This window comes from Vibrio sp. 10N.247.311.47, assembly GCF_041467535.1.
In the GTDB taxonomy this organism is placed as follows: domain Bacteria; phylum Pseudomonadota; class Gammaproteobacteria; order Enterobacterales; family Vibrionaceae; genus Vibrio; species Vibrio crassostreae_C.
This window is the reverse complement of sequence record NZ_JBFSUR010000058.1, coordinates 1-12,994: the sequence shown is the minus strand read 5'-3', so window position 1 is coordinate 12,994 and position 12,994 is coordinate 1. Positions and strand designations below refer to the sequence as shown.

Below are 12,994 nucleotides of genomic sequence, written 5' to 3'. Positions count from 1 at the left end.
AGAAATACGCGAAACGGGGTTGTTCTATCTTTAAATTTAATTACGCAACAAAGCCTCTTACCGGTAACCTGATCAATATTAAAGTATTACTAGACCTATTTCTTATAAGGTATGGTGATGCTTTTTTTTGCACTCGATTAAATCTGTCTAACTATTCATCTATGATCTTACATAGCTTACGTTGATGTGAATAATCAAGTGTTGCCAAGAATCATGGTTTACATACCAGATCTTAGGTTCAGGTATTAAATATTACGAAGTTAGATAAAATTTAATTCTCTTAATGTAAAACCATTAAACTACTATGAAGACTTGCAAGATATGTATTAGCGTTTTACTCTTCGGTCTCTCCCTAAGGTTTAACTGCCATCAAATCGCTAACCAGTGCATAATATGCATAAGTCTGGTGAATTGATGTGGCCGTATCCATGCTATGTCATGATCGTTATGAATGGACTTTTCTGAACAAATTAATGTTTACAAATCTAACATCACGGATGCAAGAGTGGCTGGTAGGCATTAGACTTCTTTTTTCCTGCGAATAAGCTAAACTTTCATATGTAACCAATTACATTTGAGGTGTTTATGAAGTCGTTTGTCAATATTAAGGTCGTTTTATGTTCGTTTTTATTTTTTGCAACCTCAGCGATTGCTTCTATTAGTGCTGATGATGTCACGTTTTCAGGCCGAGTCGATGGAGATATACGAGCAATTTATTCTGACAAAAGTCTAACGAATGTGGATGGCATGCAAAACACGAAAGCTGTAAGAGGCATGACTCAGAGCAGTTATGTAACATTACTAAACAATGAAGTAGATGATGTAATTGTTCGTGAGGTTGACATGTAGTCAAGCGAACATAGCATATTAGATTCTAACTTTTTACCATATGCTTTAATACTCAATCGCTTAATTACATAGTATATAGATTGTACTGATAATTTAAGTGGGAAAATAATGAGGTATATTGGTTCAATAATATCGAATACGAATGTCAAAACTGTAGAGCTGTGTTTTGAAAGATTGAAGCAAGCAGGAGTTCATCCATCAGAACTATCTTTAGATGGATTGGTACTCCTGTTAATGTGCGCGGAAAGAGACCGCTTAGCAACACTGAGAGCTAATTGAGCATGGGTTTGAACAGGTTTGACAGCCTGTAAGCAAGTTCAAGAACTCGGGTTGAGTAAATAGCTGGCTTGTTTTTATGTGCATTAAAGCTTTAGAATAATAGTGTTTACCAATTTTGATTGCACCGTTGGTTGATTTTTTCTCGTACGAAACAACAGAAAATCCCATTTTTTCGAGTACTTCTGCTGAGCTCTTTATAGCAACTGTTGTGTAGTAGTCGGTAATGTTAGCGTGTTTTGCTAGAAACCTGAATTCTCTATTTAATTGTAGACGAAAAGGTCGCTCGTACAGCGAATGCTGGCTCACCGCAAAATAAGCTAATTTTCGTCTTTTATTATAAGGAACGGTTTTTCTTAAATCTATTTCATCAATCGACTTTTGAGAAAGTGTTTCAATTTCGGAGATCATACCTTCAGTCGTGAATATAGTGCCTATGTTATGTCCTAATAGCTCCCCTGTGACGCTGTCGACATATTTATAGGCAATGAAACGTTTTTCATTGCAATATTTTAAAAAATCGATTTTATAGAGTCCATGCTTAATATTCTCATCAGAGGTTTTCTCATGAAAAACAAGTACAGAATTTACAATCTCACTATCATTAGAATTTCCAATCGGATATTCACAAACAGGATTGTGTTCGATCATCGATGTTGACTGATAATTTGCTCTGGCGATCAAGTTATTTAAACTACGGTATTTCTCTTCCATCAGAGTATTGAATTGATCAACTCTATTTTTAGAACTAGGGTCTTGATGTTGTAAATGACTAACTTTAGATAGATAAGGCTCAAGATCGTTGGTAAATTCTCGCAAAACACGAATACTACGGCTAAGAGTTGGTTTAGTTGTTCCTCTTTCCCATCGACTAAGTGTAACGGTATCAATGTTCGATAGATCTCCTCCGAGTAAGTTGAGCTTTGTAGCTGCTTGACTTTGTGTTAGTTCATTCGCGATTCGATATTTTTTTAAGTATTCGCCAAACACAGTAATTTTCTCCAATCTTTTGCATAAGGCGAAGTATTATTATGTGTAGAAACTTAAGATGGTAGGCATCTTAATTTAAAGTCTGTTTGGCTATGCCTAATGATTTTTGATTGAGTATTGGTTATCCCACTGGGTTGTTTTTATGAGGGTTATTATTTCGGGTTGAGAAAGAAGTGTCGCTGTATCAATTTCGTATAAGCAATGTTCGAATGAGCGGTTGCCTAATTTAAAACCTCCTTTTTCTGACTCAATATCAAATGCTATTTTCTTAAATCCAAGTTGCTCTAAAATTTGTCCGATTTCAGGCCATGCACTAAAGAAATAATAACGTTGAACATTTGAATAGTGAATTAGGTTTATAAATTGAGAAACTAACATACATCGAAATATCTGGAAATTAGAAGAGTAACGATTATAATTACAAACCGATAACTTAGTCGAATTTTTATAACTGACAGATTTTGTCAGGTCGATATCAATGATTTTTGAATGAGTAACTTTGTCAAAATAGTCACTTTCGAATATAAAACTAATTGAGTGACCTACCAACTGCCCGCTTTCTGTTATAAATCTTTTTAAAATAGCTCGTTTGTTTTGTTGGTAGTCATATAGATTAATGTCGAAAAAACCCTTCGGTGTATGGATGGCTGTTTCGTAAAAGATTTTAAGGCTAGATAGTATCTTGTCATCATCTTTCAAAAGAAGTGGCATCTCAGTAATTAAAGTTGATTGTGGCTCTTGTGGCTCTTCATAACTTAATGATGAAAGCTTCGTTACCCTGTTATTAAAACGAAGTTGTTCAATCTCGTCTAGTAGCTTTGTTTCGTTTGGATTAGGTATTAATTCATAAAAGTCACTCAGGTCAACCTGTAAACAACGCAAGATTCTTAGGCATTTTGCAAGTGTTGGTTTGGTTTTTCCTCGTTCCCAACGACTGAGAGTTACCACGTCTACAGAGCGAAACTCTTCATTTGCAAGGTTTAACTTAACAGCAAGCTCACTCTGAGTAAGACCTAGTGAGACTCTCAATTCCTTTAAATAGTCACCAAACATACATTATCCCTAAGCGTAATTTGATCTAATTGAAGTATAGTCATCTATGATAGTTTATGGCATTTTTAATAGCCTATCTAAATGTAACAGACTCGAGATTACCGTTTTGAAACGGCATTGTGTATTTGTACAGGAGTTCGTTTAACTACTTATGCAGTTTGTCTTCACGGTTAAGAAGTAGGCATGTAAAGCTACATATGATTTGTTCATGCTAATCCTTGCTAATTATTGATCTGTAGTATGGATTAATCACAAAAAGAGGTTTGTTTATGAATACGAATATGTTGTCTGAAAATTTACAAGCCGAAGCACTTGTTGACGATGTTAATCAGGGATTGTTTTATCCTGTTTTTCAACCGATAACTAATGGCAATGGAACTGTCGGTGCTGAGGTTTTGTTACGTTGGGAAAAAGGGCACGATGTTGAATCGTCAATTCGCTGTCTGTTAGACTCTAAGAAGATTGCATGGTTTACTCAAATATTCTTGTTAAGAGTGTCCGAGGAATTATTGTCTCAGAAGAAAATGATTGATTTTCTGACTATTAATATCTCCCCTGATCACGTTTTAAGTTTCACTTTTCTACGTGATATTTCCCCAATTTGGCAAGCATGTAATAAGTTGGGTATAACCTTATGGATTGAGCTAACTGAGAATGAACAATACCCGGTTGGCATTGACGAGAAAAGGATGATGTCCCAGTTTGGAGTATGTCGTGGTCTTGGAATTAAAATCGCGATAGACGACTATGGCAGTGGTTATAACACTGGTGAAGCACTGATTAGGGTTGTTAAACCGAACATAGTGAAAATAGATCGGTCGCTAATGAGAAACCGGAGTGATAATTCGACCTTTTGGGAGCGTCTTAGATTTTTAGCTCGGAAGTATCAGATTGAATTGTTATCTGAAGGTATAGAAAACCATGAAGATTTACGTTTTGCACAATCGCAGGGCATAGATTATTTTCAGGGCTATCACTTAGGCAAACCTGGCTCATTGAGTCAATTGTCGAAACAAGGTGCAGCATATTGCTGATCTACTTAAAAATAGCGTGAATAAATTCGGGTTACTTTTAGTGTGTAAAGCATCATCGTTAGTTTCAAGAGTTTTAGGTTTGCCGGAACATAATGCCATTCTATTAGTTTAATCATGCCTACTTAGTATCAAGTGTTTAATGCCTGCCAGTTTATCTATTTATAACCATTTGTTAGCATTGGGACAAACAACAAAACATTGGAATCGTTATGTCGCAGTCACCTTTGGATCAAAAGGCTTTGGAGCAAGAGCTTTCAGGTCAACAGCCCTCCTTATCTCAAATTAATGTGTTTCCGGTTAAATCAGTAGGTGGGATTGCACTCTCTTCTGCTTGGGTCGAAAAACAGGGCCTTACCTTCGACAGACGTTTTATGTTGGCCTTGGCTGACGGCTCAATGGTGACGGCGCGTAAGTACCCTAAAATGGTCAAGGTGTCTTCTAGCTTGCAGCCAGACGGTTTGATTTTTACTTACGAAGGCAAAGAACCGCTGCGCCTAAAATATGCAAACTTCAAGATGCAAGAAGCGCCTGCAACAGTGTGGAAAGATAGCTTCACTGCGTATACCACCAACGACGAGGCGGATGATTGGTTTAGCGATGTGCTTGGTGTTCGCGTAGAACTTCTGTTCTGTGGTGAGCAATCTAATCGTGTTCGAGAAAAGCTTGGTCAGAATGTCAGTTTCGCCGATGGTTACCCGATGTTAATCATCAGCCAAGCTTCGCTTGATGAGTTGAATCGCCGTAGTCCTGAAACGCATTCCATGGATCAGTTCCGCACCAATTTTGTCGTCTCAAACACTGAAGCGTTTGCTGAAGATGGTTGGAAGCGCATTCGAATTGGTGAGGTTGAATTCGAAGCGGTGAAGCCTTGTGAGCGCTGTATCCTAACGACAGTCGATGTTGAGAGCGGCGAATTCAGAGCAACAAAAGAGCCACTCAATACCTTTTCTACGTTCAGAGCCAATGAACGTGGTGGCGTTTTCTTTGGCCAAAACCTTGTGGCTAAAAATGAAGGCTTAGTCAAAGCCGGTGATGTTGTTGAAGTATTAGAAACTAAAGAAAAAGAGCACTACCAAGATACATGGGTAGAATCGCTACACTTAACTTGCGTTGAGCGTGAAGAGATCGCTCGAGACTTTACGACGTTCTGGCTAGAGCCAGCGAAAGAGAACCACGCATTACCAAGCTATCAGCCAGGGCAACATCTACCGATTGAAATGGTAATTAATGGCGAGAAAGTGTCTCGTCGTTACACGTTATCTTCTAGCCCTTCACGCGCAGGTCGTTTGGCGATTTCCGTGAAGCGAGTGGACGATGGTCAAATCTCAAACTGGCTCAATGATCACTTCCAAGTCGGTGACACGCTAGTTGCTCAGAATCCAGATGGCGCATTCTACTTAGAAGATAACCCAACACATCCATTACTGCTGTTATCAGCGGGAAGCGGCATCACCCCTATGTTGTCGATGCTTCGTTACTTAGCCGACCATGGTCAGATTGATGATGTGGTGTTCTATCACCAATGCAGCAGTGAAGAAGATATCCCTTATCAAGCTGAGATTGATAAGATCGCTCGCGAACATGCTGGTCTAAGTGTGATTTATTCACTAAGCCAACCAACGAAAGAGTGGGATGGTTTGTCAGGTCGTTTGAGTGTGTCTCATGTCGCCAAAATTGAGGACCTTCATAAGCGCCAAGCATTCGTGTGTGGCCCTGACGGCTTTATGGATAATGCCAAGAAATTGCTGATTCAAATGGGGCTGAATCCTCAGCATTATCATCAAGAAGCGTTTGGTGTTGCTCAATCAACGGAAGAAGCGGTGAAGCAACTGCAGTTGAGCGTTAACGGCTACCTGTTCGAAGGCAACAACCAATCAACACTACTAGAGCAAGCTGAGTCGGCAGGTGTGTCTATCGCATCAAGCTGTCGCGCGGGTTTCTGTGGTGCTTGTAAAGTGACCCTTGAGTCTGGGCAAGTTCATCAACCTGATGTACCGGCGTTGCAAGAGCATGAACGCAACATGGGGCAAATACTGGCGTGTTGCAGTGTGCCTCAAACTGATATCGAAGTTGTAGACTAACTCGGTAGGTCGGAAGGCCAGAAAGAAAAGCACATTGAATAGAAAAGGCCGGAAGTTCACTGAAATGAACTTCCGGCCTTTTTGATTCTAAGATTAATTCAAACAATTAATCGTAGATCGTTGGGATCGGTTGACGCTTGTGCTGTGTTGCTTTGTAGATGCCTACTAAGCGGTCTGACACGTCTTGAGGGACTTCTTTACCTTCAAGGAAATCATCGATTTGGTCGTAAGAAAGGTTCAATGCTGCTTCGTCGGCTTTCTGTGGATCAAGCTCTTCTAGGTCGGCAGTAGGCACTTTCTTAACCAATAGCTCTGGCGCACCTAGCGTTGCTGCAAGTTCACGAACTTGACGCTTGTTCAGGCCAAACAAAGGCGCTAAATCACATGCACCGTCACCGTGTTTGGTGTAGAAGCCAGTGATGTTTTCTGCTGAGTGGTCAGTACCAATCACAAGACCACCAACGTAACCCGCAATTTCGTATTGCGCGATCATGCGAGCGCGAGCTTTCACATTACCTTTAACAAAGTCGATTTTTGCTGAGTCTGTTGGTAGTAAACCTGTACCTTCAAGTGCAACGTGAGATGCTGCGTGAAGCCCATCAACACCCGCTTTGATGTTTACAGAAACAGATTGAGAAGGCTGGATGAAAGAGAGAGCAAGTTGTGCTTCATCTTCATCTTTTTGTTCGCCGTAAGGTAGGCGAACCGCAATGAATTGGTAGTCGTTGCTGCCAGAGTTTTCATTCAGGCTATCCACGGCCATCTGTGCCAAGCGGCCACAGGTCGTTGAGTCTACACCGCCACTGATACCAAGGATCAGAGACTTGCAGCCTGACTGCTGAAGTTTCGTTTTAATAAAGTCCACACGACGAGTCACTTCGAAGTGAGGGTCAATTGAAGGTAGTACGCGCATTTCGTCACGAATTAACTGTTCCATTCGTATTCCTTTCCTGCAAGCAAATTAAAAATCTAGTGTTATCATACCTAAATCATCCGATTTAAAAACCTCTTTGCACAAGCTTAGAAAGAGAAGGCAGTAATAAACAATGGAAAAAATAGCCATTTTCGGTAGTGCGTTTAATCCACCGAGCCTAGGGCATAAAAGTGTGATTGATTCGTTGGCTCACTTTGACAAAATTCTACTCGTTCCAAGTATTGCCCATGCTTGGGGAAAAGAGATGCTAGACTTTGATACGAGATGTCAGTTAGTTAATGCATTTATCAGTGATCTTTCACTGGATCAAGTTGAGCTTTCGTTGATCGAAAAGAGCTTATTTACACCCGGCGAAAGCGTGACGACTTTTGCTGTACTCAGTGAACTGCAAAAGTTACATCGTGACGCTGAACTGACGTTTGTTATTGGCCCAGATAACTTCTTTAAGTTCTCATCTTTCTATAAATCAGATGAGATTACCGAGCAGTGGTCTGTAATGGCTTGCCCTGAAAAAGTGAAAATTCGCAGCACAGACATACGTAATGCACTGATAAGTGGAAGCGATGTTGCAAAACTGAGTACAAAGTCAGTTACAAAGATGTTGCAAGATAGTGGACTGTATCAGATAATGTAAGTTCACTAATCAAGAGGTCAGAGGACTATGCTAAAGAGCGCGATACCAGCGACGTTGATCATGGCAGCATGTAGTATGCCTGCGTATGCTGAGTGTGATTTTTTTAGCTTAGATTCAATCATGCTGACTTCTGATGAAGATGACAATTGTCTAGATTTCTCGACCAGCATTGATTCTTTTGGCCAACGTATGATGGAAATCAGTGGGCTGAGCGATGATGAACCGGAAAGCACACCGGACTATTGGTCTGACTGGGTTCTTCAAACCAAAGACTCGCCATTGCTGACACAAAGCATTGAGTCAAACTATGTTGGCTTGGGTATGTGGTTTCCAGAAGACCTTGAAGATGAGCAGTATGATATGTCGACTGAAGAGTGGTTGATGAATCATGGTCTTCAACTCAGCATCGGTTTTGGCGAGAAAGTCGAAGGGCAGCCGCGTATGCGCTTTGATTATCGTTGGCACGACTCACGTGACGCCGACCTAATGATGCAGGTTGAGTTGCCATTTTAGACAGGCAGATACACAGATAGATTGCTATCTACGTCTAAATAGTAAGAATTAAAAAAGCCGCAAAAACTCAGTTTTTGCGGCTTTTTAGTATCTGGCTTGCGAGTTTTAATACCAGCACTCACTTTCCGCCAAGCTATAAATCTTCACCAAAAACAAGCATACACAGTTGCTCGAACTCTTCTTCTTTACCTGAGAACAGATCATCAATCACAAGTGAACGTTTTTGACCTGACTGCATGCGTTTCTTCGCTTCTCGCATCACCATCACCAGAGTGTGCTCTTGTGGCAAGTTTGAGTCATCAATGTTCCATTGATTGAATCGCTGAGACAAAGCACTTTCGCAAAGCAGGGGTTTAAACGACAACACTTCTTGCTTCAATACAGAAAGCATATCTTTAAACGCTTGTTCCGTATTATTGGCATTAGAAGCGCGAGCTTTGGTTTGTTCTAGCTTTTCTAGTAGTGCCGAAGAGAGGTTGGTTTGCGTGATGTAACCCGCTTGTCTTGGGAATGAATCCGTCAAACGAACAGAAAAATCGACACGGTTAACCTGAGTGTTTGGAAAGTAGGTCAGTGACGTTAGGCAGTCGTATGGAATCCAGACGCTTTGTCCTGGTTCAACGGCATACTCTTGTTTGCCTAACTTAATCAAAACCAAGCCATTTTGAACCGATACAAGGCTATGTTTAAGTACTTTCTTGCGTGGTGTGATCACCAAGTGTGAAAAGTAAGCCGATGTATATTCAATAGCGAAGTTCATAGATAGTACCTTAATTTTGGGGCGTCAAGATTACCGTTAATCTTAAAGAATGCCAACAATAACAGGGGATTTTCAATGTTTCTGGTCTGACCTTGTCAAAAGTATGGGCTCTGTAGCTGCGAGAAGTCAAAACAACGCGTAGAATGAGCCAGCTTTTTATTATATGAATTAAAAAATGACCTCTCCAACCGATCCATATGTTGATATTCGTCCTTACGGCGATGATGAAATTCCAGCGGCACTAAACCGTCTTATTAATGATGAAGAATTTATCAGTGCAATCTTGCATTACCGTTTTTCAAACCATGCGTCTTGGTTCAAAGCATTAATGAGCCCGATTTTGCGTGTGTACTTAAAAATGAAGTGGAGCAAGCTGACTAGCGTTGAATCCATTCAGATTGAAGTGAAAAAGTACTTACGCGACACGTTAGCGAAAACCACTAACGGTGTGACGTACACTGGTATCGAGTCACTGGATGCGAACCAAGCTTATCTGTTTGTATCAAACCATCGTGACATTGCTATGGATCCTGCGTTAGTAAATTACGCTCTGCATCAAAATAATCATCAGACTTGTCGTATCGCTATCGGAGACAACCTGTTGAAAAAGCCATGTGCGACTGAATTGATGCGTTTAAACAAGAGCTTCATCGTAAAGCGTTCTTTGAAAGGACCGCGTGAGATGATGAAAGCGCTAGGGCAGTTGTCTTCTTACATTAAGCACTCTCTAGAAACGGGCAACTCAATCTGGATCGCTCAAAAGGAAGGTCGTGCGAAAGACGGTAACGATTTTACTGAGCCAGCAATTTTGAAAATGTTCCACGTTGAAGGACGTAAGCAAAAAATTGCTTTCCCTGAATACGTGAAGTCATTGAAGATTGTTCCTGTGGCTATTTCTTACGAGAACGACCCATGTGACACGGCTAAAGCGATAGAGCTTTTCGAAAAAGACGTAAACGGCAGTTACGAAAAGGGTGAGTTTGAAGATATCGAAAGTATCATTCAAGGCATCATCGGTGATAAAGGACGCGTTCACGTTGGTTTCGGTCAGGTTATCGACCAAGATTTTGATACGCCTGAAGCGCTTGCTGAAGAGATCGATCGTCAGATCCACGATAACTACAAACTGTTCCCAGTAAACTTGCTGGCAGCAGAAAAAGAAGATGAGTCGATTACAGCGGCCGTTAAACAAGAGTTTGAAGCTAAACTGTCGAGCCTGCCACAAGGTGCGCGTCAGTACTTGATCGATAGCTACGCCAACCCAGTGAAGAACATTGGTTAACGAGCGTTAGTTAGCTTGCTAGTTGATTAGCAACTTGATTGAATTGAAAAAGGAGCCTTGGGCTCCTTTTTTGTTTCTGAATCACCATTTGTTGCTGCGATCGAGCATTAACGTATTAGAGCATTAGAGCATTAGAGCATTAGAGCATTAGAGCATTAGCCTGAATTAGCGAGCGACTGCACCACCGAGATCTAGATTGGTTGGCCATTTGGTTACGGTGTTGCCGCCCAGATAGATGTTGCCTTTGACTGTCATGGTCTCGGGGAATGTTGTAATCCCAGAACCGCCTATATAAAGGTCGCCGTCAATCACGATCCCGTTGGGTAACTCGGTTAAAGGAGTGCGGATCACGCTCAGATCGCCTTTTACTCTAAAGCCATTCGGTAGCCTTTCCAGTGGAGTGTCGGTGAGGTTGATAAAGCCGCCCACTCTTACACCTCTTGGCCAGCTGGTGATTTGGCTGCCAATCAAGTCGACGTAACCTTTTATCTTAACCCCGCTCGGGACTCGAGCGAGTTGGCTGTTAGAGCCTTTAAGGCTGCCGTTCACTTCTAACCCTTTGGGTAGGCGTGTGATCGCAGTATTCTCTATATTGAGATTACCATCTACCACCAAGCCAGTTGGAAGTGATGTATAAGGCTTATTTCGTAGATATAAGTTTCCGTAATTATCGAGATGGTTCAATATTTGATAGTGATCGAGTGGTTCAGCACTGACATTTGTTATGGTTAAGGAACCAATAATAAGTGCAATTATTCTGAGCATAACAGGCTTCTTATTACTATAGACGCTTACACTATAATGGAAAAATTAATCTCGCATAGTGTTTTACCCATTTGGCGGTAGATTAACGAGGAATGGAGCAAAGATGATAGGTAAATTAATGATTAGAGTAAATATACGAATTATTAAGGTCTTTCTGATAGCCGCTTCAGTGTTTGGCTCAATGTCTGCGAGTGCCAACAAAGTAATTTCAACGCCCGGTAAAGCTGCGGTGGTTGTGACACAAAGCGGTCAACAGCAACGAGTTTGTTATTACGATGACAAGGCTTATAGCATTGGGGCAGTGTTAGAGGTGGGGGGCGTAGTGATTCAGTGCGCTGCAGAAAACGATTTTGAGCAAAATGGGTCACTGGCTTGGGTTCAATTAAAAAAAGACGAGTAATTCACTCGTCTTTTAATAAGCATATAAATGCTTATATTAACGCGCTAGAGAGCGAGTCTTAAGTTCAAAAATAATCTTCTCAGCGCTAACTTCAAATTTAAAGCGAGCGTGCAACTCTGTGCTTTCTTCAGTCATCTCTGATGCTTCGAACTCAACGTTGCTAGACACTTGTTTAGCAAGTTCAACATACTTAGCAAACTCAGCTTCAATCAGTGCTTTTGAGTTTCCGTAAACCGTTACTTCAGCAACATCGTCGCCTTCTTTAATGATGAACCCGATTTCGCCTGCACAGCCGCAAGCCTCACATACATCGTTGTTACCAATATCTTGGCTCATAAATAATCCTCTTACAAAGTCTGAGGTTATTCTAACGAGCAATTTGAACTGTATCTACAAAAATTAAAACCTTTGAACTAATTTATACTGGTATGCTATGTTGTTTGTTAAGGTGTTTGATGAATATCTATATTCGCGCCGCCAAATATGTATGTGATTTACCTCACGTTTTGTTGAAAAGGAATGTTATTAATATGTCAGAATATCATTCACTTAGTTGCGCCAGAAATGATTTTATAAGACTATCTATCGCTTGATAGGTATTTATACAATGAATTTTTCGTTGGGTATTTCATATTCTAAGTAGTTATTTAAACTTATCGACTTAGGATTGTAAGGTGATTTTCGAAGAATAATTAGACAAAGTGTCCAAAGAGGCATCACTGTAAAATTGTTCGTACATAGTATTTGTGTGAATTTAGTTATAAATACTTGCGAAAAAATACCTTGCTCACATAATGCTGATAACGATTTTCATTCTGACTTCATTTGATTGAGTTAGATGGATTTACAAAGAGAAGAGCCTGAATATGCCAAAGCGTAGTAAAGAAGATACAGAAATCACGATCCAGAAAATCATGGATGCCGTTGTAGACCAGCTACTAAGATTGGGTTACGACAAGATGTCATACACGACGTTGAGTCAACAAACGGGTGTTTCTCGTACAGGTATAAGTCATCACTTTCCAAAGAAAACGGATTTTACTGCTGCTCTAGACGGTCGTATTTTCAAGATGTTCATGGAACACATTGACTTCGAAAATGGCCTTGACGCATTTTCAGCTAGCTGGGTTGCAGCACTTGAAGACGCTGAGTTCCTAGCAATCTTACGTTTACTTTTCCATCATATCGTTACTGCTGAGAGCGCGCATGAGTTCGCTGCAAACGGTATTGATCGTCTATACAAGCTGACTGAAACTCAGTTTGGCGATACTAGCGGTAAAGAACTAGAGTGGCTGATTGGTAAATCATTGATTCGTATGAGCCAATAATCAGCACTCAATAAAAGAAGCTCCTACGGGGGCTTTTTTTGGGTTCATCGCGGCTTTCCGGGGAAAGCCGCTTTTATCTTCAAGAAGAAGTAGTC

At 40.7% G+C, this 12,994-nt stretch carries 14 protein-coding genes; 8 read left to right on the top strand and 6 right to left on the bottom strand.

Going from position 1 to position 12,994, the window contains the following annotated elements:
- Positions 1–585 precede the first annotated feature (585 nt).
- A complete protein-coding gene (locus AB6E51_RS23255) occupies positions 586–849 on the top strand; it encodes a hypothetical protein (protein ID WP_017062773.1) in 264 nt (87 codons plus the stop codon).
- A gap of 255 nt (positions 850–1,104) precedes the next feature.
- Here AB6E51_RS23255 and AB6E51_RS23250 read toward each other — a convergent pair whose 3' ends face one another.
- Positions 1,105–2,115: a helix-turn-helix domain-containing protein gene (locus AB6E51_RS23250; protein WP_372058335.1), complete on the bottom strand. Its 1,011-nt coding sequence runs from the start codon at positions 2,113–2,115 to the stop codon at positions 1,105–1,107.
- Positions 2,116–2,211: 96 nt separating this feature from the next.
- Positions 2,212–3,168 (bottom strand): helix-turn-helix domain-containing protein, encoded by a 957-nt coding sequence (locus AB6E51_RS23245; RefSeq protein WP_102332686.1) that lies wholly within the window; start codon positions 3,166–3,168, stop codon positions 2,212–2,214.
- A gap of 269 nt (positions 3,169–3,437) precedes the next feature.
- On the opposite strand from AB6E51_RS23245, the gene AB6E51_RS23240 reads away from it, so the two are divergent.
- Together AB6E51_RS23240 and AB6E51_RS23235 are read left to right on the top strand one after the other, a co-directional pair.
- Complete coding sequence (locus AB6E51_RS23240) at positions 3,438–4,202, top strand: EAL domain-containing protein (protein ID WP_102332685.1); 765 nt, start codon at positions 3,438–3,440, stop codon at positions 4,200–4,202.
- Between the two features lie 209 nt (positions 4,203–4,411).
- On the top strand, positions 4,412–6,283 hold the full coding sequence (locus AB6E51_RS23235; protein ID WP_372058337.1) for an MOSC N-terminal beta barrel domain-containing protein: 1,872 nt from the start codon (positions 4,412–4,414) through the stop codon (positions 6,281–6,283).
- 106 nt (positions 6,284–6,389) lie between these two features.
- On the opposite strand, the gene nadE is transcribed toward AB6E51_RS23235, so the two are convergent.
- Positions 6,390–7,220 carry an ammonia-dependent NAD(+) synthetase gene (gene nadE / locus AB6E51_RS23230; protein ID WP_017062768.1) on the bottom strand — a complete coding sequence of 277 codons (831 nt, stop codon included), beginning with the start codon at positions 7,218–7,220 and terminating at the stop codon, positions 6,390–6,392.
- 109 nt (positions 7,221–7,329) lie between these two features.
- On the opposite strand from nadE, the gene AB6E51_RS23225 reads away from it, so the two are divergent.
- Both AB6E51_RS23225 and AB6E51_RS23220 read left to right on the top strand, forming a co-directional pair.
- A complete protein-coding gene (locus AB6E51_RS23225; protein WP_017064305.1) occupies positions 7,330–7,851 on the top strand; it encodes a nicotinate-nicotinamide nucleotide adenylyltransferase in 522 nt (173 codons plus the stop codon).
- Positions 7,852–7,878: 27 nt separating this feature from the next.
- Complete coding sequence (locus AB6E51_RS23220; protein WP_017067958.1) at positions 7,879–8,364, top strand: hypothetical protein; 486 nt, start codon at positions 7,879–7,881, stop codon at positions 8,362–8,364.
- Between the two features lie 133 nt (positions 8,365–8,497).
- On the opposite strand, the gene AB6E51_RS23215 is transcribed toward AB6E51_RS23220, so the two are convergent.
- Positions 8,498–9,124, bottom strand: a complete 627-nt coding sequence (locus AB6E51_RS23215; RefSeq protein ID WP_372058338.1) for an AraC family transcriptional regulator — start codon at positions 9,122–9,124, stop codon at positions 8,498–8,500.
- Positions 9,125–9,299: 175 nt separating this feature from the next.
- Between AB6E51_RS23215 and AB6E51_RS23210 the strand changes: the two genes are divergently transcribed.
- Positions 9,300–10,406, top strand: a complete 1,107-nt coding sequence (locus tag AB6E51_RS23210) for a 1-acyl-sn-glycerol-3-phosphate acyltransferase (protein ID WP_017062764.1) — start codon at positions 9,300–9,302, stop codon at positions 10,404–10,406.
- 165 nt (positions 10,407–10,571) lie between these two features.
- Here AB6E51_RS23210 and AB6E51_RS23205 read toward each other — a convergent pair whose 3' ends face one another.
- Complete coding sequence (locus tag AB6E51_RS23205) at positions 10,572–11,171, bottom strand: hypothetical protein (RefSeq protein WP_017062763.1); 600 nt, start codon at positions 11,169–11,171, stop codon at positions 10,572–10,574.
- A 103-nt stretch (positions 11,172–11,274) separates the two neighbouring features.
- Between AB6E51_RS23205 and AB6E51_RS23200 the strand changes: the two genes are divergently transcribed.
- A complete protein-coding gene (locus AB6E51_RS23200; protein ID WP_372058339.1) occupies positions 11,275–11,571 on the top strand; it encodes a YnjH family protein in 297 nt (98 codons plus the stop codon).
- A gap of 36 nt (positions 11,572–11,607) precedes the next feature.
- Here the strand turns inward: AB6E51_RS23200 and AB6E51_RS23195 are convergent, their stop codons facing one another.
- The gene (locus AB6E51_RS23195; RefSeq protein ID WP_017062761.1) at positions 11,608–11,907 is read right to left on the bottom strand and encodes a YfcZ/YiiS family protein; all 300 of its coding nucleotides are present in this window, start codon (positions 11,905–11,907) and stop codon (positions 11,608–11,610) included.
- A 530-nt stretch (positions 11,908–12,437) separates the two neighbouring features.
- On the opposite strand from AB6E51_RS23195, the gene AB6E51_RS23190 reads away from it, so the two are divergent.
- A complete protein-coding gene (locus AB6E51_RS23190) occupies positions 12,438–12,899 on the top strand; it encodes a TetR/AcrR family transcriptional regulator (RefSeq protein ID WP_004731875.1) in 462 nt (153 codons plus the stop codon).
- Positions 12,900–12,994 lie beyond the last annotated feature (95 nt).